The organism is Alteromonas sp. a30 (genome assembly GCF_026788005.1).
GTDB lineage: Bacteria > Pseudomonadota > Gammaproteobacteria > Enterobacterales > Alteromonadaceae > Paraneptunicella.
The window spans coordinates 1-22374 of record NZ_JABEPE010000007.1 but is presented as its reverse complement, the minus strand read 5'-3'; the positions used below and the strand labels follow the sequence as shown (position 1 = coordinate 22374).

Annotated in this window: 13 protein-coding genes, 1 other RNA gene and 1 pseudogene; 9 read left to right on the top strand and 6 right to left on the bottom strand. The window is 44.2% G+C overall.

The window, feature by feature from the left end; all coding sequences use genetic code 11:
* The first annotated feature begins 43 nt into the window (after positions 1–43).
* The 7 genes from HJG39_RS08560 to HJG39_RS08530 are packed head-to-tail and all read left to right on the top strand — an operon-like array spanning position 44 to position 14582.
* A complete protein-coding gene (locus tag HJG39_RS08560; protein WP_268408507.1) occupies positions 44–1378 on the top strand; it encodes a porin family protein in 1335 nt (444 codons plus the stop codon).
* A gap of 12 nt (positions 1379–1390) precedes the next feature.
* Positions 1391–2605 carry a FecR family protein gene (locus tag HJG39_RS08555; protein WP_268408505.1) on the top strand — a complete coding sequence of 405 codons (1215 nt, stop codon included), beginning with the start codon at positions 1391–1393 and terminating at the stop codon, positions 2603–2605.
* 28 nt (positions 2606–2633) lie between these two features.
* Complete coding sequence (locus HJG39_RS08550) at positions 2634–8750, top strand: Ig-like domain-containing protein (RefSeq protein ID WP_268408503.1); 6117 nt, start codon at positions 2634–2636, stop codon at positions 8748–8750.
* 35 nt (positions 8751–8785) lie between these two features.
* Entirely contained in the window at positions 8786–9634 is an 849-nt protein-coding gene (locus HJG39_RS08545) for an MBL fold metallo-hydrolase (protein ID WP_268408501.1), read from the top strand.
* Positions 9631–11835: a CHASE2 domain-containing protein gene (locus tag HJG39_RS08540; RefSeq protein WP_268408500.1), complete on the top strand. Its 2205-nt coding sequence runs from the start codon at positions 9631–9633 to the stop codon at positions 11833–11835. The genes HJG39_RS08545 and HJG39_RS08540 overlap by 4 nt, the downstream gene beginning before the upstream one ends.
* 10 nt (positions 11836–11845) lie before the next feature.
* On the top strand, positions 11846–13447 hold the full coding sequence (locus tag HJG39_RS08535; protein WP_268408499.1) for an HD domain-containing phosphohydrolase: 1602 nt from the start codon (positions 11846–11848) through the stop codon (positions 13445–13447).
* Positions 13448–13457: 10 nt separating this feature from the next.
* Positions 13458–14582: a patatin-like phospholipase family protein gene (locus HJG39_RS08530; protein ID WP_268408498.1), complete on the top strand. Its 1125-nt coding sequence runs from the start codon at positions 13458–13460 to the stop codon at positions 14580–14582.
* A 6-nt stretch (positions 14583–14588) separates the two neighbouring features.
* Here HJG39_RS08530 and HJG39_RS08525 read toward each other — a convergent pair whose 3' ends face one another.
* A complete protein-coding gene (locus HJG39_RS08525; RefSeq protein WP_268408497.1) occupies positions 14589–14918 on the bottom strand; it encodes a hypothetical protein in 330 nt (109 codons plus the stop codon).
* A gap of 499 nt (positions 14919–15417) precedes the next feature.
* Here HJG39_RS08525 and HJG39_RS08520 point away from each other — a divergent pair, with 499 nt between their 5' ends.
* A complete protein-coding gene (locus HJG39_RS08520) occupies positions 15418–16266 on the top strand; it encodes a LysR family transcriptional regulator (RefSeq protein WP_268408496.1) in 849 nt (282 codons plus the stop codon).
* Here the strand turns inward: HJG39_RS08520 and HJG39_RS08515 are convergent.
* From HJG39_RS08515 to HJG39_RS08500, 4 genes are all read right to left on the bottom strand, one after another.
* A complete protein-coding gene (locus HJG39_RS08515) occupies positions 16246–17484 on the bottom strand; it encodes an FAD-dependent monooxygenase (RefSeq protein ID WP_268408495.1) in 1239 nt (412 codons plus the stop codon). The two genes, HJG39_RS08520 and HJG39_RS08515, sit on opposite strands and share 21 nt — an antisense overlap.
* Entirely contained in the window at positions 17484–18758 is a 1275-nt protein-coding gene (gene ubiH, locus HJG39_RS08510; protein ID WP_268408494.1) for a 2-octaprenyl-6-methoxyphenyl hydroxylase, read from the bottom strand. The genes HJG39_RS08515 and ubiH overlap by 1 nt, the downstream gene beginning before the upstream one ends.
* Before the next feature lie 94 nt (positions 18759–18852).
* Entirely contained in the window at positions 18853–20181 is a 1329-nt protein-coding gene (pepP, locus tag HJG39_RS08505) for a Xaa-Pro aminopeptidase (RefSeq protein ID WP_268408493.1), read from the bottom strand.
* A gap of 29 nt (positions 20182–20210) precedes the next feature.
* On the bottom strand, positions 20211–20780 hold the full coding sequence (locus tag HJG39_RS08500; protein ID WP_326849250.1) for a UPF0149 family protein: 570 nt from the start codon (positions 20778–20780) through the stop codon (positions 20211–20213).
* Between the two features lie 240 nt (positions 20781–21020).
* On the opposite strand from HJG39_RS08500, the gene ssrS reads away from it, so the two are divergent.
* A non-coding RNA gene (ssrS, locus tag HJG39_RS08495) (6S RNA) lies at positions 21021–21203 on the top strand.
* Between the two features lie 519 nt (positions 21204–21722).
* Here ssrS and HJG39_RS08490 read toward each other — a convergent pair.
* Positions 21723–22374: pseudogene (locus HJG39_RS08490) on the bottom strand (IS5 family transposase); the annotation flags it as partial.

Sequence of the window (22374 nt, the reverse complement as noted above, 5' to 3'; positions counted from 1 at the left end):
ATAATATAGCCAGTATTGACTGCACAAGGGTATAAATTTGATCGTGGTACACAATAACAAGTCCATCAATACATTAAAGACCTGTTTTTCAATCATTCTACTGACTCTAGTATTCTCCGCTAAAGCGCAGGAGGACACATCTGCTTCATTAAAAACACTGTCTAATTTAATCCAAGTGCAATCCTATGAAGACGCCCACAAGCTTGGGCAAGAGCTGATGTTCGACTTAGCGGGAGAGCCTTATTTTGACTTTTTAATAGGTCAAGCTGCTTACTATACCCAGCATTATCAGGAAGCCATTTTTGCCTTCGAACGGGTTGTTATCAACCAGCCAAACCACGATGCCGCTCGTGCTCTGCTCGCGTTTAGCTACTTTAAAGCCAAAAACTACGGTGCCGCTGAAAAAGAGTTAACCACGTTAAATCAGTCCAAATCACTCAGCGCCCAGCAGCAAAACCAAGTCCAAACTTATTTGCAACAAATCATCGAGATAAAGAACAAGCAAGTTACCGATAGCCAATTCGATATTTCTCTAGGTTTCGGTTACGACTCCAATGCTTCAAGTGGCACAGAAGAAGACACCCTCTTTTTCCCTGCATTAGGCGATTTCATCACCCTCACCAATGGCTTGGAAACCTCCGACACACTTGCCGAACTTGGTATTCATTATCGCGTCAAGAAAAAACGCTCACAAAATAGCAGCTACCAATTCGCCGCAGGTTTCCAACACTTGCAACATCGTGATGTCTCTGAGTTTGACAGAAGCTTGCTTAACCTAAATGCTAGCTTTAACGACCGATGGGGCAAAACGGATTACAGTGTGACCGGCTACTTGCAGCCCATGTTATTGGATGACAGCTACTACCGTGTAGCTTACGGATTAATAGGCGAGCTAAGCTGGCGTATCTCCCCCAAAACTCGCTGGGCGGTTAGCTCAACCTTAGCGCGAATTAACAACGCAGTTTTGGATAACTTCGATATGAAGCGCTGGGGCATGGCGACGCGAATCACTTTTTTAACGGCACATCCACAAATTATCTCGTTGTCTTATCACAATGACGATAGCGATAAACTTGTTGGTGAGCATAATGGAAAAGATAACTATTCGATTGCCTACAGTTACCTTTACCCGGCTTCGAATCAGCTCAGCATGGGTTTTCACCTCTATGCCGATAAAAACCAATACGACGCCCCTCACCCAACTTTTTTAACTGTCCGTGAAGATGATTCCTACACTGCGTCAGTGACAACTGATTATAAAATGAACCGTCGATGGGCGCTGTCTACCTTGCTACGTTACAGCAAAAAGAACAGTAATCTGGCTTTGTATGATTATGACCGTAGCGAAGTTAAAGTGACCATAAAACATATTTTTTAGAGGAATAAGACCATGTTGAAACAATTTGCCTCCCGCACCGTTTTAAGCGCTTTATTCCTTTGTGCGATGAGCTCGGCACTGGCTTCAGAGCAAGCAGGTAAAACCATTATTGCCAAGGGCCAAGTAAAGGCGTTTGATAATCCAGCACAAACGCGGGCATTAAAACGTCGTTCCCCTATTTTCGATATTGACACCGTTACCACCAGCGCCAGCAGTAAGGCCCAATTTAGAATGAACGATGGCACTATGCTAGCGCTAAAAGCATCGTCAAAAGTGCTCATATCGGAATACCATTACACGCCGGGAAAAGAAGACAATTCCGCAGTCATTGAACTCGTTGAAGGCGGGTTACGTTCTATTACCGGCGCAATTAAAGCCAACAATGGGAAATACCAAGTAAAAACACCTGTAGGGTCAATTGGTATCCGTGGTACCCATTTTGAAATTGAAATCATTCAAGGCGATGTCTTTCTTGCCGTTTGGGATGGTGCCATTGACCTCTCTCTTCAAGGCTCATCAAATACCGTTTCACTCGGTGAAGGTGAAGACTTCTCATTTGGAAAAGTGGATCGTTCCGGTAACGTGGAACTTTTATTGGAAGCCCCGGACAACTTCAATAAAGGGCATAGCAGCGATGCCCCTAACGCGCCCACATTAAACGCAAACAACGATGCCTCAGCATCAGAAAATGAATCGACCACTTCGCCCCCTAGCTCTGCCCCTCAATTCCTCGGCCCTCCTGCGCCAACACAACCCAATGTTGGTTCTGCTCCTGAGAGCGGCTTTTTAGCCAATAATGACGATGTTATCCAACAATTGGTCGAGGAGACCGTCGTCCAAAATGACATTACGTCACCAGATGTGATTGCTAATCGCATGGGGGAGTTTACGTATTCAACATTGGTATCGAGTGAATTAAATACCAGTGCAGGAGGCGCCAGTGGGCTACAAATCAGCATGACAGTGGACTTTGATAATGGTTTCGTTCCAGATGGATCTCTGACTTTTACCGATAACCAAGGTGAATGGTTTGCCGTCTTCAACGGCGTCATTGATTTAAACGAGATACTACTAGGCGTAAACTTTGCGAGCCACGGCAATGAACTTGCTTCTGGTGATATATCCGCTCTATTTTCAAATGACGGCGATCGTATCTCCGGTGAATTTAACTTATTTGAGATAAACAACCCTAGCACCAACGCTAACGGTCGTTTCCAAATTGAATAACATTGAAATAACGTAGGTAACGTGCAACATGAAGATTAAACTAAGTATCAAATCCCTACTTTATTTAGGGTGCTTATTGCTATCGACCCCGTTCGCGTTTGCCGCTCCTACGGGCAGTATTGGTCACCCCATCAACAATCAAACTTATACTGGCAACCTGATTTTATTCTTTAACGTCAGTGATAGCGAAACAATCGCCTCGGCAGGACTTATTTTAGGTAACAACAATGTTGAAACATTTTGTGATGGCAACTGCAACCAACGATATCGAGGATTCAGAACGGGCGTTAACCCCATCAGTATTGGCCTAACGCCTGGGCAAAATCGTGTTCAACTGTGGGCAAATTCCCCCAATAACATATTAGATACCGTTTCATTCAACTGGCAACCCCAACTAATTAGCGGTATCGAAACAGAGCGAAGCAATGACAATTTGACCGTCACTTGGTCTCCACAAGCAGGAGCCTATCGCTACAACTTGTATTTTGCGAGTGAACCTAGTGTCACTCCCGCCAACTTCGCTTCACTGGAAAATGGTCAGGTTATTCGCGCAATTCGCGGCACCTCTCAAACACTCTCAGGGCTCGATTCGCGTGCTGACTACTATCTGCGAATTACGGGTATTGATGCCAGTGGAGAAAGCAGTATTAGCGAGGAAGTTGCCGTATTGAGCAACCTTAACCTCTCCCCTATTGCCAATAATGATAATTACAATGTATTGGAAGACACTCTCCTCACAGTGAATGCAACTCAAGGCTTACTGGCAAATGATGCTGACCCGAACACTGCTGACAGCATTGCCCTTACGCGGGTCGTGCAGCAGCCAATAAATGGTTCTCTCACCACAAGCACAAACGGCGCCTTCACTTATCAACCCAATACACACTTTTTCGGCACAGATAATTTCGTTTATGAAGTGGAAGATGAGCAAGGACTCAACGCTCAGGCAACGGTTACAATTACAGTGACAGGACAACCCGACGCCCCCATTGTAGAAAATGAAATATTTGATGTGGTATCAACACAAGCAATGGAGCTTGATGTACTGGCTAATGACACAAACCTTGATGGCGACAACGCCGCTTTGATCATCACCAGCGCACAGGCAGAGCAAGGAGCCGTAGAGATTGTGCAAGCGCGCACCCTACTATACACAGCCCCTAGTAACTTCAACGGCGCAGACCGCGTAACCTACACCGTGCAAACATCTGGCAACCAGCCACAAAGCACGGGAATTGCCAGCATCAACGTTAATACAGTACCTAACAACACCGCGCCCATCGCCAATAACGACACTGCTACAACACTCGAAGATCGAAATGTGGTCATCGATGTATTGAGTAACGATACCGACCCAGAAAACGATAATTTGAGTATTGTGTCAGCCAGTGCCAATGTAGGTGACGTTGCCATTGTAGGCGCACAACTCAGATACACACCTACGCCTGATTACAACGGTACAGCCACCATTAATTATGAAATTAGCGACCCTCAAGGACTGACTGCGCAAGCGCAAGTTACGGTAATTATAGAGCCAGTAAATGATGCGCCCATTGCACAGCCCGACGAAGTCACCACCCTTGAAGATTCAAGTATCGTGATTGATGTGCTTGCTAATGACTCTGACCCAGATGGCGATCGACTCACCATTGTCAGGCTAAGTGGCGCGGCAAACGGCGATGCTGAAATCACTACAGACAATCAAATTCGTTTCACACCAGATGAAAACTATTTCGGGCCTGTGCGAATCGTTTATACAATTGCCGATACCAGTAATGTTCAGCGGACAACAACTGTTGATTTAACTGTCGAATCCGTTAACGATGCACCTGTGGCAAATGACGACGAAGCATCGGTGGCCTCAGGTGATCGCATTAATATTACCCCGTTGAATAATGATACCGATGTCGACAGCAATCGATTAAGCATCGCATCAGCTTCCGCTGGTTTTGGCAGTGTTATCCTCTCAAGTCCGAGAACGCTCACTTATACGGCCCCCACGAGTTTTACGGGAGTGGATACGATACGGTATTTCGTAGCCGATGAAGAGGGAGCCTCTGACGAAGGCAGCGTTGTCATCACCGTCACCAGTAACGCGCCTGTCGCCAACAGCGATACTTATCTACTCAATAGTGATAAGAGTCATGTAAGCATTGATGCCAGTGTCGGCGTGCTAAGTAACGATTCAGATTCAGCGGGCGCCAGTTTAACAGCGTCGATGGTAAGCGCTCCAAGCCATGCATCGAGCTTCACCTTAAATCCAGATGGCTCATTTTCATACACCCATGACGGCTCACAGCATTTTTCTGACACCTTCACATATGCAGCGTCAAACGGTACATCATCATCGTTAGCAACGGTTAACCTCACGGTGTATCCGAACAATAACGCCCCTAAAATATGCACCGCGCCTAGAACACAAGCCAGAAAAGGAACGCTATATCAGTACAAAGTCATGGCGCAAGATGATGACGAAGATTCACTCACCTATGAAGTTACGAATTTACCATCGTGGTTATCATTCGACTCAACTACCCAAGTGATATCAGGGACACCAAGCACTGATGACAGTACAGCAGAGAATATCCGTGTAAAAGTAGCTGATACCAAAGGTGGAACAGATGAATACACTTATACTATCCAACTGCAACCCGAATTTGGCACCGCTGGCGAAGCTTCAATTGACTTAGGAACTGGCTCTGACGCTGTTTACGCCATCACAAAAGACCGATTCGGACACACGTTGCTGGCTGGTACGAATCAAGGCAATATTGTTGTCACTCGGTTAACCCCTATCGGTGAACAAGACCCCAACTTTGGCAATAGCGGTAAAGTTACGCTGAATTTCGCTTCTTCAAGCAATGTTGTCGACATTAACGTTGATAAGCAAAACCGTATTTATGTGCTCGGCCAGACTCAAGGTTCAAACAGCAATAACGACATTGTGCTAACAAGACTACTTACAGACGGCAGAATTGATAGTCACTTTGGCTCCGGTGGCACTTTACAGTTAGATGTTGGAACCGATACGGAAGACTCACCGAAAAAGCTACTGCTTCATGACAACGGCACTCTAACCATCCTTGGTCATTATCAAAACCTTGTGACGGGACTTGATATTTTTGCACTGCAACTGCTCGCCGATGGCACCTTAAACAGCGACTTTGGAAGTGGTGGTAAACTGTTACACGCGGTTGTAGGGACACAAGAAGTCAGCGATGCCGTGTTTGATGGCGAGAACCATATTTACATCGTCGGAACACACACTCTCGTTTCCGATGCCGATTTCATGTTGCTTCGTATTAACCTTGATGACAATAACGATGGCCTTATCGATGGCATCATTGATACCTTGATAGGCGACGGTGGCCTATTTACCTATCATCACGCGCTTAACGATAGTGGTCGCGCTATTGATATTAGTGCCAACGGTCAACTTCTTGTAGCAGGATCCAGTAACAATAAATTCTGGCTCGGGAGCTTTACAACAGACTTCGAATTAGATGCCAACTTTGCCAGTGGAGGCATTGCTAACAGCGACTATTTCCCCTCGTCATCAATCAATCTGGCCACCTCACTCGTGCAAGATCAATTCGGTAACATATTCCTCAGCGGTATGGTTGATGATGCCTTAGGTGTCGTAAAATTCACCGCCGATGGCACACTCGACACCGGATATGGTTCTGTTGGCAGCCAAACTTTCGCAGTAATGGGCTCAGCTAGCTCACCGGTAAGCTCTCACCTTGATGCGTTGGGTTATCCCGTATTTGCTGCAACCAATGTTCAAGAAGAACGCATCGAGTTAATTCAAGAAAACAGTGTACAGGACACCTCTTTTTGGACCTGTGATTTTGCTTCCAACAGCATTAACAGCACAGCCGCTATCGATACCCTTGTCACCGTCGTGGAAGCACATGATAAATCGAGTTTATATGCTGTTGGTTATGGCGCAGCGAATAGCGATAGCCTTTCCGATGTGCTGATTTATCGCTTTGGCAACGCATTCTCCTCTAACACTTTTGGCAAGCAAGGGTTATTACGACGATTACCACAAACAGCCAACTTTACTGTCATAGACGCAAAAGCAACGCCTGACAATGGCTTGCTCATTCTAGGCAAACATGATTCAGATACACCGCAACTGTTAAAACTCACCTCAACGGGAACGATAGACCAAAACTTTGGTGCCCAAGGCGAAGCGGAGATTACCGAGGGGGAAGCTGACAATGTTTTTGCCCTGCATGTTTACGACAATGGAGACATACTAATTGCGCTAAACGATACGCCTTCAAAGCGTATTGTCCTATTAAAATTGAGCGCAGATGGCTTACGAAAAGTCGACTTTGGCGTGTTAGGAGTCGTCGAATTTTCCAACTTTAATGGGAAAAAAATAGCGGTTAGCTCAGACGATTCGATTAATATTTTGGGTCAAGAACATACCAAAGAATTACCGGGTATTTTGCGAGTAAAAGCAGATGGTAGTTTAGATACCAATTTTGGCGCGCCTTCTTTTGCCATTGATGACAAAGGAAGCTCGAAACCGAAAACACCGCCCAACCCAATCAAGCTTTCCGAATCGGCCAACGGGATAATGACTTTTGAGACAGGTAAAGTCATTGATATCGTTGTCCTTAGCAATGATCAACTACTTGTACTCAGCGAAGAAAATGGCGCTAAATTGACAAAACTCACCGGTTCAGGCAACCCTGCACCGGGATTTAGCGGCAATGACAAACTAGATGCAACTGACTATGTTGCTTCGGAAAACAGTTCCTTAACAGCCACCAAAGACAATGGTTTCATTGTTCAGCTCAAAACAGAGGACAATGCGTTAACACTCATCAAAATGCATCAAAATGGCATATTAGATGGCGAGTTCCTCAATGCAGGAAAAGGCACTTATCCCGATGCCTTTGCGACAGCAAACGTGAAGGGAGTATTAGAAACAGCTTCTAATAACTTTATTTTGTACGGAACAACATACAATGATTTCTTTTTATCGGAGCTCACTCCTAATGGTCGCCCCTTAAACGACTCAACCAGCAGCATTGATTTCGGTGAAGGAGAGAGAAATTACGGAATTGATGTCGATCGTCACGGTCGTATATTAGTGGCAGGTAGCACCCATGATAAAAACGAATTTACCAACAATAATGCGATTACTCGTTTTGAAGTAAACGGCAATGTCGATATTAGCTTTGGTAGCCTAGGCTCCGTGACCACGGTTAACAGTGACAACGAAACCATTAAAGACATTAACATTAACCGTTTATCCAAAGCGAGCGTGACAGGTAGTCAAGGCACTCGTCTATTTGTGGGTGTTTATAAGGCAAATGATGAAGCACTAGATGAAACTTTTAACGAAGGCACATTCAGTGTGTCGGCCAGTGCTAGCGAAAACATCACCAACAAAATGTTACGCGACGACCATGGCATTATTTGGATAGCAGGGCAAAAAGATGGCAAGGCTCATCTCTACCAAGCTATAGCGAACTCAGGACTCAATGAAACGTTCAGTAGTTCCCAAGTCAACTCCACCTTGAGCGGCTTAACAAGCACTCCAGAAACCGCACAACTTCATAGTATTGCGCAAACGAGTGATGGCGGCTTCATTAGTGTTGGACATATTTCACTCGGTGGAGAGCAAAATGGCTTGGTCGTAAAATTCGACGCGCAAGGTAATCTCGATACGCAGTTCGCTAACTCAGGCACCTTAATTATTGGTGAAGACGATACTAAAAATACCCTTCTGTACGATGTCACCTTAACCGCAGAAGGCCATATTGCTATCGTTGGAGCGGAGGACAACGCCATGTACCTCACCAGCATCGATAACGTTGGCACTCAACTTGAGCAAAAACGCATCACGCATAATCACTTTATCCTCGGCAAAGCCATAAAAAGGGATGCGTATGGCGGCCTATTCGTCGCGGGCCATAGCAGTGATGGTTTTGAGCTTTACCGCTTCCAATCTGATTGGACCGAACTCACACATTACCCTCCGCGTTCCCTCGGAATCGCTATGGAAATGCAAGATATTGCACTAGATACGTTAGGCAACGTTTTTGTCACTGGAAATGCGCAAATAAAACAGGAACAGGATATTTTTGTACTAAAATATCCGCAAGCAGTAGGCTCATTTTAAATGCATGGCCCTTATAAACAAATGATAGAAAAACTATGAAATTAACCTTTCACGGAGTTCGTGGATCAATACCTTCTCCAGGCCCTGAATATGTTAGGTATGGCGGGAACACGGCGTGCATTCATATTGAGTTGAAAAACGGCACTCATATCATTCTTGATGCAGGAACAGGCATTAAAAGTGTTGGTCAAAAACTGGCGGGCGAGCAAAGTGATATTCACTTACTTTTAAGCCACAATCATTGGGATCACATTCAGGGATTCCCATTTTTTATTCCTATTTATCAGGCGAATAGAAATATTTTTATTACTCCGGGGAAAACCACAATAGAAGACAATGACGCGATTTTGCGACAAATGTCGGGAACATATTTCCCTGTCAATTACCAGTCTCTCGCCTCAAATATTCACATCACCCCCGTACCTGCTAATACCGACACATGGGAGCTTCAAGGTGCCACCATCACACGGCGTTCAATGAATCATCCGGGAAGCGGTAGCTCTTATTTAATAGAAGCAGATGGTGCAAAGGTGGCTTACATCACAGATAATGAACTTTACCCGCCCTATCAAAAAGAAACCGATTTTCTTCAGTGGGTTAACTTTGCTGAAAATGCTGACTTAATCGTACACGATGCGCAGTACATGCTGTCCGATATGCCGGCGAAATCAGGCTGGGGGCATTCTGTCGCAGAAGAAGCGGTAAAACTAGCGATGGCTTCCCGCGCAAAACGGCTCGCCTTATACAGCCATGACCATATCCGAACCGACGATGAGCTTGAGCAAGTTGAACAACACTGCCAAGAAATCATCGAAATCGCCCAAATGGACGTCAAGATGTTTGCCGCTGCTGAGGGGCTAAGCATCGATTTCGATCAACAATGAGCATCACCTTTCTCACCAAACAAAAACGGCGCTCTATGTTAATTGGCTTCGTATTTGTGGTGTTTTCATTGTTGATTCAATTCAGTCAAGTAACCGGCCTGAAAACCTTACTTTCCCGAGCCGAAGGCATTATTTATGACTTACGCTTAAAACAAACGCTCACTCCTTCGAAAGTTTCCCATACAGAGATTTTAATCCTCGATTTGGATGAAAAAACCATGGCCCAAATTGGTTGGCCGTGGCCACGAAAGCAGCTTGCACAGCTCGTCCACAATTTGGCTGACGCGGGTGTCGCCGTTATTGCTTTCGACATTATTTTTTCAGAAACAGAGCGCAATGCTGCGCAAGAAGTATTAAACCAGCTAAACACCAAGCATCAAGAGCAGCAAAGCATTCAAGCCCTTGTGCCATTGATGGACGGGGATCAACATTTTATTGAAAGCTTTGGTTCAACAGATGTATTGCTCGGTTACATTCTTCAACATGACCCAATTCGCAGGGGAAAATTACCGGAACACGTTGTACAAAGTGATGTTGCTATTGGCCCAAGCTTACCGATAACTGCCTTTTCAGGATACGTCACTAGCCTCCCTAAGTTTCATGCGTATTCAGCAGGAGAAGGGTTCATAAACTCTTCTCCCGACCCCGATGGTTTTTTACGCAAAAGTGCTTTGTTGTATCGGTTCGAAGACAAGCTTTATCCTAGCCTTGCTCTTGAAACCGCTCGACTATACACCTTGGCAGAAACTATCAAAGTGAAGACCCAACCAGCGGGCAAGCTTAATCATATAGAAGGGGTAATGCTTGGCAATGAACTAATTCCTACCGACGCTGAAGCCCGTGTACTCATCCCCTACAAAGGGCAACGTGGAAGCTACCCGTATATTTCAGCGATCGATGTCCTGAATAACACCTTCTCAGCCGAGCAATTTGAAGGCGCGGTTGTTTTTGTCGGCACCTCTGCCATTGGTTTATCGGATTTGCGAGCAACCCCTGTCGGTGTGCAATATCCGGGGGTCGAGGTTCATGCAAATGTATTAGACGGGCTGCTAAACCCAACACAGTTAAAATATGTTCCTGATTGGTGGGAAGCTGCAACCGCTCTATATTTGTTGTTTATAGGAATATTGTTATCAATAATGCTACCGCAGTTGGGTCCTCGTAGGATGGCGCTCACTGGATTACTCACTTTAGTCTTCACGATAACTTGCAATGTTGCTTTATGGAATAATGCCAACATGGCTCTGCCTATCGTTTCCTCCTTGCTCTTAATTAGCTTAATCGTGGGTTACAACATAAGCATCGGCTTCTTCTACGAATCTCGCCAAAGACAACAAATAAAATCCATTTTTAATCAATATGTGCCTCCTGCTCATATCGACAAAATGCTCAGCTCTCCCGAAGATGTTTCGATGGATGGCGAGCGTAAAGAACTTACGGTTTTGTTTTCCGACATCCGTAGCTTCACCAACATTTCTGAATCGCTTAATGCTAACCAGTTGAAGAGTTTATTAAACCGTTATTTTGATCCGATTACAGAGTGCATCTTTAATCACCAAGGTACGATCGATAAATACGTGGGAGACATGGTGATGGCATTTTGGGGAGCGCCATTAGATGACCCTAATCATCCTGAGCATGCTGTTGAAGCCGCGCTTTCTATGTTGGCGATTACCGCACAATTGAGAAAAACATTTCATGACGAAGGTTTGCCAGAGGTTTATATTGGTATCGGTATCAATACCGGCACAATGAATGTGGGTGACATGGGCTCGACGTTTCGTCGCGCTTATACCGTGCTTGGAGATGCGGTGAATCTAGGCTCTCGCTTAGAGGGACTAACCAAATTTTATGGTGTGGAATGCCTAGTCAGTGAATTTACAGCACAATCCTGTGCATCAATAACCTTTCGCTTAATAGATAGAGTGAAAGTTAAAGGAAAGGTTCAGGCGGTAAAGATTTACGAACCGCTTGACCCCGCGTTGGGACACCAAGACAAGTTAACAGCAAAGCCTGATCTTGAAAAAGCGTACGCATGTTATCTTCAGCAAGACTGGCAACAAGCAGAAAGGCGGTTTAGTCAACTTTATGAACGTTACCAAGAAACACTTTATCGTGTTTTTCTAGATAGAATACAAGAGCTAAAACAAGCTCCCCTGCCGCACGATTGGGACGGTAGTTTTACCCACACAAGCAAGTAGGAGGATAGACATGGATTTCAAACATATTCTAGGAGAGTTGGTCAATGTCAGTATTTCGCTTTCCTCGGGGAAAGACACGACATTGTTGTTAGAAAAAATATTACTGGTTGCCAAACACTTATCTAATGCGGATGGTGGCACCATTTACAGTGTAACCGAAGATAACCAACTTCAGTTTGATACTTTAGTGAATGATACGTTGCAATTGTACATGGGAGGCTCATCTGGCAAGCCTATCACCTTCGACCCGATTCCAGTGAAAGTTAATGGGGAAATTAACACTTCCGCTCTGGTTGCTTACGCCGCCGGCTCCGATCTGGTGATCAATATTGAAGATGCCTACAACACCAAAGAGTACGACCTTTCCGGCCCCAAGAAAATGGATGCTCAAACAGGCTACCGCACACAATCTGTTCTCACTATTCCAATGAAAAATCACGAAGGGGATTTAAACGGGGTCCTTCAACTGGTTAACGCTCGCCAAGGAAACAACGTCATCCCTTTTAATCAAGAAATTGAACAGGCGATCCGAGCACTGGCATCGTTGGCTGCCGTTGCATTAACAAATCGACAGCTTATTGATGATATGGAGAAACTGTTTCAATCATTTACACAGCTAATCGCAAAGGCCATTGATGAAAAATCACCTTACACAGGTGGGCATTGTCGTCGCGTCCCCGAACTAACAATGATGATTGCGGAAGCCGTACACCGTCACGATCAAGGCCCTTTAGCTAGTTTCACCATGACAGATGAAGACAAGCATGAACTTAGTCTCGCTGGTTGGCTGCATGATTGTGGAAAAATTGCGACCCCAGAACATGTGATGGATAAATCCACAAAATTGGAAAAGGTCTTCGATCGAATTGAATTAATTACCACCCGTTTTGAATTGGCGATGTCGCAACTCACATTGGAATACACACGGAAGATCCAAAACAGTCATGACACACAAGAACAACAGCAATTGCAGGATAGGTTAAACGAAGAGATTTCCACGCTTCAAAGCGCTCGCGAATTTGTTGAAACCGCCAATATTGGTGGGGAATTCATGAGTGAAGACAAACAGCGCTATATCGAGGACATTGCCAACCTGCATCAAGTTACTATCAAGGGAGAGAAGCATCCTCTACTCACTCCCGATGAAGTTTATAACTTGCAAGTTGCGAAAGGAACGCTCACGCCTGAGGAGCGAGAAATCATTAATCGTCATATGGACATTACCATAGAAATGCTGGAGTCCCTGCCTTTCCCCAAACACCTGAAACGCGTTCCCGAGTTTGCCGGAGGCCACCATGAAAAAATGGACGGTACGGGTTATCCCAAAGGACTGACAAAAGAACAAATGTCGGTTCCAGCCCGAATGATGGCTATTGCCGATATATTTGAAGCCTTAACAGCATCGGACCGACCATACAAACCCGGTAAAAAAATTAGCGAATGTCTTCGAATTATGGGATTTATGTGTAAGGATAAGCATATTGATGCCGATTTGTTTAAGATTTTTGTTGATGAGGGTGTTTTCCTTGAATACGCACAGCGGTATTTAAGTCAAGACCAAATTGATGATGTGCAAATTGAGAAAATACCCGGCTACCTAAACATCCATTAAGCGGGGGCATATGGAAAAACCCAACACAGCATTGCTATTAACTGGCGGTGGCGCGCGCGCCGCCTATCAAGTTGGCGTGCTAAAAGCCATGGCCACGTTGTTTCCCCGTAATCATCATCTTCCTTTTCCGATACTGTGCGGCACCTCTGCTGGTGCCATTAATGCCACCGCACTGGCTTGCTACGCGTCTTGTTATCACCTTGGCGTGCGTAAGCTGGAGTGGGTATGGAAGAATTTTCAGACAGAGCAAGTGTATGTGGCCAATTTATCCGGCACACTTAAGCACTTAGCCAGCAATTACCTTTCTAAGTTTCAAATTAACGAGGTGCGTAAAACTCAAGGTAACTTACTCAACAACCGGCCTTTGCGTGGTTTACTGCGGCAGATGCTTGATTTCAATCGTATTGATAGAAACCTACATAGGCAGCATCTTCAGGCTATCAGCATTACCGTATCCAGTTATAGCACCCATGAATCGGTTAGCTTCTTTCAAGGTCAACCCCATTTAAAGCCTTGGAAAAGGCAAAAACGTCGAGGGCAACCCTGCGTATTAGATGTTGACCATTTACTTGGTTCAGCCGCGATTCCGTTAGTGTTTCCAATCGTAAAACTCGGAAATGATTTTGTGGGAGATGGATCTATACATCAGCTATCCCCTTTAAGCCCTCCAATTCATTTAGGCGCGAACAAGGTATTAATTGTGGGTGTAGGCCAAAGGGAAAAACGCTTTAATAATATGGATCTGTATCCTCGCAACGCCATGGTGGCTGGTCACTTACTGGATACCCTATTTGCTGACACGTTAGATGCGGATTTAGAGCGAGTTGATAGAATTAATGAAACCTTAGGCATTATGACCCCTGAGCAACAACAGCAAACTCAGTTGAATCATATTGATTATATGCAAATCAAGCCTTCTCAGGATTTGCAAACAATCGCTCAAAAACACTTTCGTTGTTTACCCAGTGGTATAAGAAGCATTTTAAAAATGTTTGGTGTTACAGAAAGGTCCGAGTCCAGCTTACCAAGTTATTTGCTGTTTGAATCCCCTTACTGTCGAGAATTAATTGATCTTGGATTCAAGGATGGAATGGATCAAAAATCTCAAATTAAGCGATTTCTGGAAATCGAATAATGGGACTTAAATAACATTATCCTGATGAATACGAATAAAAGAAGGTGTTCCCACCTTGCTGTAATCCACTTTATATTCTTTTCCACTGATTGTTTGAATAAATAACAGTGTTTTTTCATCACCAAAAATATCGGTATGTGTTACATCGACTAGCTCTATATCCAACTGTTTTGCATCCCTTTTTGTTTCAGGAATCTCTCCGTTGTACTCCTTAATACCTCTGAAAGTTACAATAACAGGAGGATTATCTTCACCATTCACAACCAGTAAATCTAACTTTCTTATTTTATGGATAATGGTGTTCTTACCACTAATTAAATACGGCTTTTCTGTCATCTTTCACCCCGTTTTAATTTTATTGCCGGATGTTAAATTTGCCGACCACTTAAAACCTCAAATTTTGCTTACTACAAAAAGAGTAGACTAAATTCAAAAAAATGATGATTTTTCACTTTCGTATTAGCTCGTAAAAACACAGACCTTTCTTTTTTAACATCTAGCTCAGTTCAAATTCAAAAATGCTTTGCTCAACAAATTGTATTTTATTTTTTCGAACCCAAAATGAGCCCTTTGGTTACTAGGGCGTGTTTAATTGTCAGTCACTCCATAAAGATTTGTCGCAAGTTCACCGTGGCTCCTTCTATGCAAACTTCTAATTCTCTATGGATTGACTGAGAGTTTGGTACAGGTGTGTAGAGGCGAAAGATTATCAGGCGTAACTTGGTCGATATGTTTTATTTGGTGAAAATGCGACAATCTCTTTGGTTTTGCACTTGACCTGATTACAATAAATTAATATTTTAAATAAACAAAACCAAAAGCATTAACCAATTTAATGAAACAGTTATCAATAGACAATCTTCGCGCCTTTGTTGCCGTTGTCGAACTCGGTGGGTTTGCCAAAGCTGGTGAATACCTGAATCGTTCGCAACCTGCAATAAGTTTACAAATTAAACGACTAGAGCAACAATTAGACTGCAAGTTGTTCCAACGCGAAGGTCAACGCCAAGTGCCAAATCAAAAGGGCAAAGAACTCTATAACATGGCAGTTGAGCTGTTAATGCAAAACGATCATATCTTTCAACACTTCGCCAGAGCCCCTTTATCTGGGCAAATTCGCCTCGGTATTCCCGGAGAATTTGCAACAACATTACTTCCAAACATAATCGGGACATTTAATAACGCACACCCTGATGTCACCTTGGAAGTCACCTCAGCACTCAGTGCTGATTTATTAAAACTACATTCAAAAGACCCCTTTGATTTACTACTGGTACTGGGGCACCCGCTGCATACCAATGAAAAAATACTCACAGATAAATTAGTGTGGGTGGGTTCACAGGATAACCCAATGAAAAATGAAGGTTTATCATTGGTGTTAGCGCCAGATGGATGTGTGTATCGTCGTAAAGTGATTCAAGAATTGGAAAGTAATCACATAAATTGGCGTTTAAGCTTTACCAACTCGGATTTGTCTGGCATTACCGCTGCGATAAAAGAAGGGTTAGGCATTACTGCATTAGCACGCAGTACCATCCCTCTAGAATTAAAAGAGCTGGAAGGCAATAACCTACCAGCGTTAGGTGATGTCAGCATTCACTTAAAGTCATTTAACGAAAAAAGCGACGTCGCTAAAACCTTGGAAGAGTTTATGTACAATCGTTTAGCCGTGATGACGGGATAGAGGTTGCGCCATTTGAGGTAGCTCTCCCTTTATGCCCATGGCGCGCAAAATCACGTTTTGTTTGAAGCCCGGTAATGCATTGCTCACCGACATGCCCACACCTCTAACCAGTTTCTTTAATGGATTATTGCCAGAAAATAGCTGTTTAAAGGCTTCCATTGAAGCAATCATGTGACTTGCTTCAGACTTACGCCAACGTTCAAATGCGCGTAAATTTGCCCACGCCCCTATGTCTTTTTCTTGCTGCTTTAATTCAATGAGCGTTTCCGCTAGAGCGGCAGCATCTAACAAACCAAGGTTTGCCCCTTGTCCTGCTAATGGATGAATAGTATGCGCAGCATCGCCAATCACCACTACGCCCTCGCTTACCCACTGACGAGCGTACTGCATTCTTAAAGGGAATCGTTGACGAGGCGTTATCAATTCACACGTTCCTAATTGCATATCAAAGGTGCTTGCAAGCACTTTCGAGAATGCGTCATCAGACATAGCCATTAATGCATCGGCTTGCTCTACCTCTTGAGACCAAACAATAGAGCAAAGGTTAGGTTTCCACATAGGTAAAAACGCTAATGGTCCGCTTTGGGTAAAGACCTGACGAGCTGTTTCGTTATGGGCTTCCTGAGTTTTTACAGTGGCTACAATGGCATGTTGTCCATAATCCCAAAATGTCACCGGAAAACCGGCTTGTTGACGAATTTTAGAGCGCCCACCATCTGCACCAACCAGTAAACGTGCGCTAATCAAAGAATCATTTTCCAATTGGATGATATTCGTCGAACCTTGCATATGCACCTTGTTAATTTGAGCTGGCGCAATCAAGGTAATGTCGTCGCAAGCTTTTGCTTTATCCCATAAAGCGGCGCGAATGCGTTCATTTTCCACAATATGCCCAAGGGCTGGCTGATGAACTTGCTCATGAGAAAAGTGAATATGAGCAAAGCTATCTTGCTCTTTCACATCCATATTTTGGTAAGAACACACACGTTTTTCGGCAATCTGTTCCCATACTTGGCAATGTCGAAAAATTTGTTCCGAAGCTAAACTAATTGCACTCACTCTGGCTGCGGGAGCAACACTTTCATCAGTATTAAACCATTTAGGATCGGGTTCACTTGTATCTAACACCGCAATGTTAAAACCCTGTCCAGAAAGCCCGACAGCGAGGGTTAGCCCAATCATGCCGCCGCCAATAATCGCAATATCGAAAGTTTGCATTATCCTTTTGTTCCTAATTCATCTAAAACGGCGTGACGTCGACGTCCCATTGCTCTTTGGGCAAAAAGGTGTTTCAACGAAGGTAAAAACTGTAATCCGGCAAGCCCTAAGTTACGTGCAACAACCTTAAGCATGGCATCATCAGAGAACAAATGAACCAATGCATGTGTTGCACTAATGGTTGTTTTCGCATCCTGTTTTCTTAGTGCTCGATAAGCCGAAAGTATGGTGTACGTACCAACATCGTCGCCGGATTCAACAGCGTGTTTGACACAAGCAACAAGGTCTTCAACATCGCGAATACCTAAATTAAAGCCTTGTCCTGCTATGGGGTGTAAGGTTTGTGCGGCATTACCTAGTAATGCTGCTCGATGTAAATGCCCCCCCGAAGCATGCAATAAACGCAATGGATACGCTGCTCGTAACCCTACTTGCGTTATCTTACCAAGACGATAACCAAACGCTGCTTGTAGTGCGCTAATAAATTCAGCCTCGGAGGCATTCAGCAACGCGCTTTCGTCGCCATAATTAAGTGTCCACACCACAGAGCAACGTTCGTCTGTCATGGGTAAAAAGGCAATAGGCCCATTTTGGGTAAAACGCTCAAACGCACAGTTGTTGTGAGGCTTTTGTGTACGCACATTCGCAATTAATGCCACTTGTTGATAATCCTGCACCTCTGGCACAACGTTTAGCAATTTCCGCGTGCCAGATTCGCCGCCGTCTGTAGCGAGTAAAAGTTTGGCTTGAATACGCTGCTGCGAATCCAACACCACATTAACGTGGTCGGTTTCAAAAACTAGAGAAGTAATTTTATCAGGGCAAAACCATGTAATTTGCGAGGCTATATCGGGTTTTTGCAATGCGCTTTGTAGCACTCGACCAAAATCATGTAACTCAATGACTCTACCAAGGGACTCAACCGCGTAATCTGGGGCATATAAATCACACTGCCCTAAATAGCCTTTATCGGTGACTTGAATGTGCTGAATGGGTTGCGTTACCGCATTGATGTCGTTTTGCAGCCCTAACGATGCCAAATAATCTAATGAGTGACGAGCAAGCGCAATGGCTCGACCATCAAACCCTGGGTGTGTGGAATCGGAGCGATAATCTTGTGCTTCGATAATTGCGATACGCAAAGGCTGACGTTGAGCACGCTTCGTTTGGTGCGATAATTGTGCGAGCGCTAAAGCCAGACTGCATCCGACTGTACCGCCCCCGGCAATCACAAAATCGAAGGGTTGAGTCTCCATAGAAGGTTGAGGCGTCACAAATGTTAATTCCAATTTAAATAAACAGGCTCAGGTCGAGCGACACAAAGAAAAGCCCTTAATTAAAAGGCGCCGCTGATGAAGTCGCATTAACCTACTTTTCAGCCATTAAAGCTTCAATATCGTCTATCGTCTTAGGCACGTTTTGGGTGAGCACCTCGTGGCCGTCGGCGGTAATCACTATATCGTCTTCAATACGAATACCGATACCATGCCACTTCGGATCAACATCAGCTTGGCTATCGATATAAATGCCCGGTTCAACCGTGAGCACCATGCCCGGCTGTAAAGGTCGATCTTCACCGTTAACTTTGTAATTGCCAACATCATGCACATTCATTCCCAGCCAGTGCCCTAAGCCATGCATGAAGAATTGTCGCCACGTTGCATGTTCAAGATTGTATTCCAATGATCCCGACAAAATACTGCGCTCAATCAAACCCTGACAAATCACCTCAACTGCAACTTGTGTTGCTTGCTTCAACGTGTTGCCCGGCACTAGCACTTGCATCGCTTTTAATTGTGATTCAAGCACTAAGTTATACAGACTTGCTTGAGCCTCGCTAAACTTGCCGCTCACAGGAAAGGTTCGCGTAATATCGGCGGCGTAACCTTGATAATGCGCGCCAGCATCAATCAACACTAAGTCACCCTTTTTCACTGCACAGTTGTTGTCGGTATAGTGCAAAATACAGGCGTTTTCGCCCGCACCAACAATGGTATTATACGCGGCTGAGCGCGCCCCTGACATGGCAAACTCATGCAGAATATCGGCTTCAAGTTGATATTCGAATACACCTTCTTGCACACGTTTCATAGCTCGCACGTGAGCACGACAGGACATTTCTGCCGCTTCCCGCATCACCGCTAATTCTGCCGGCGATTTAAACAAACGCATTTCATGTAACATAGGGGCCAAATCAACGATCATGGATGGCGCGGTTTTCGTTTGCTTTGGCGCTTGTCTTAATAACTGTAGCGCCAACATTAACTCGGCTTCTTTGGCATCATCCGAACCAAGTAGAAAATAAACTTGCTTTTGCTCATTCAACAATTCGGGTAACAGCCCTTCAAAATCGTCGATAGCATGGGCTTCATCCACCAGCAATTCACTCGGAGCTTGCTCAACGCCTAAACGTCGACCATTCCAAATTTCTGCGAGTTTATCTTTGGTCTGACAAAACAATACGCTACGGTGATTTTTGGCTTGCCCATTTCGGACATCGTCGTGAATCAGCACAAGCCACGCCTGAGGTTCATTAAACCCAGTGAGATACAAAAAATCACTATCTTGGGTAAATGCGGCTTCTGTGCCATTACCTTTTTGATGCATCTCCGCAGATGCAACCACCACAACACTGCCGACTGGCAGTTTGCTCATTAAGGTCTCACGGCGTTGCAAAAATTCAGTTTTCGCTATCATGAAGGTTCCTTGGAAAGTTCCGAAGAAGATTAGTGAAGCACACGAGCACCATCAGCCCCTTTAGACGAATGATGACCAAGCTCGCTGAAACACAACATCGCAGAAATACGCACGTATTCAAGCACCTCAAACAATGCTTGCTCGGATTCTTCATTCTCTGGCATATCGCTATCCATATGAATGATGTCGGAGAAGTCTTGTAATGCCTCTTTCACATCTTCTGAACAAGACTTTAGTTCTTGTTGTTGAACGCCAAAGCCCAACATAAAACCTTGAACCCAAGCGATTAACGATTGACCTCGCTCACTGATGGGGGCACCTTCTTCCGGTATACACAACACCAAAGAAAACTCATCTCCTTGAAGTTGTTGACAAAGCTGCTCGTATAACTCCACCGTCATACTAGCCACTTCACTATTTAACGGCTCTCCTGCGTTAATAAAGTCTTGAAGTGATAGCTTCCAATCAGGGTTTTCTGGGTCCATTCCCCCTGCTAACATGCCACATAAAATACCTTGTAGCTCGGAAGCATCGGCCAAAATATTATAACGGTGCATTAAGCCGGTTAAGGCTTCATAATTTACGTCTGTATTTTTCAATGTTAACTCACTTGGTAACTTAAGCCGCTATCCTAACATTTAGTTTTAAGGCTGCTCAATCCGTTCACTGGTTAAACCACAGACAAATTGTTGTTTAACCAAGCAAACAGTTACTTAATGCCTGTATTCAACCATAGTTCACTTGGCATATTTTAGAGAATAAGTTAATGTTGAATCATAAGGTAGCAAAAGCGAATACAAGTTTGGCTTTCCCGGTCTACCTATTAGAATTACGATTTTTTGTCTCTCGAGTGTTCGCCAGTATGGCTACGTCCCGAGCCGATGCTAACATTTATGGAAAATGACTCTGTTACTATTGTGCAAGCTTGGCATGTACCAAGAAGCCTACGGTAGCGGCGACTTTTCCGCCCTGAACTTTCGGTTCTAGGGTTTTGCCTTACAAGCGGCACTTTGGGAGACAAATTCCTTCTTTGATTTCAATTAGCAATGAAAGCCATAACTCCCATATGAAATAAACTGGAACCTATAGCTCCAGTCCCAGCTCTTCAGTTAATCGAAATGCAACCACTTCAAATGCAAACCATGCATAAGTGTTTTTAAGATCACCATCAATTGATCTGCTTTAATCAAACAGGGCACTTCAATAAAGGAATATAATCCTAATATTGAGGTGAACTATGACAAAAAGAAAAACTGGCGATTACTTCCACAGCATTTGGCCTTTGACATTTCGTATGCAGTGATTGGATTCGGTAATGACGGTTTTGAGGCATATCAGCTTAAGATATGCATTGAAGCCTTCCAAACATTGATTGATAAAAATATCAATGGATTGGTGTTTACGTTTTGCTATGTTCACCCAGCTAGTAACTATTTCAGAACAAAACGACATTAGCCCTAATTTCATATGATCATCTTGCACTTACGGGCATTGTTGATCAATTCACTCCATAGACAAAACATCAGTAATACAGCCCTATTTCAGGCCATTTTGTAGGTTTCAGGCATACCTATCCTGGTAAGTTTGTTCATTGCTTTAATAGCTGCCATTGTTTCTGCAATCTGTGAATTGTAATGCCTTAAGCTCAGTTTATCGCCAAAGAGCGTTTTGAATCTGAACATGGCTGTTTCACTTAGTGAACGTTGATGGTAGTCAGTTTGCTTTTTCCAATAACGGTTGGAACCTGTGAGGTTTTGGCATATCACGGCATAATTTCGCGGATGATCAATTTCCCATTTAGCCGCGTTCTTTCTCGGTGGTGTTAAGGTCTGCGCTCGTTTCCTTGTAATCGCCTCGTAGCCAAGCCTTGTGTCGTATGCCCCATCTCCGGACACCTGTTTGATTTGGCGACGAGTTTGTTTGAGTAAATCGGGTAATACTTCGCTATCCGTCGTTCGACTTAAAGATAATTGAGCGCCAATGATATCGTGAGTTTGGGCGTCAACAGCAAGATGTAACTTACGCCATGAGCGGCGTTGCTCACTACCATGTTTTTTTGACCTTCCACTCGCCTTCACCAAACACTTTCAAGCCTGTTGAGTCGATTGCTAAATGTTTAATTTCACCAGAAGCGGGAAACTTGATATTGATATCTAAATCCTTAGCCCGTTTGCTAATACTGCTGTAGTTCGG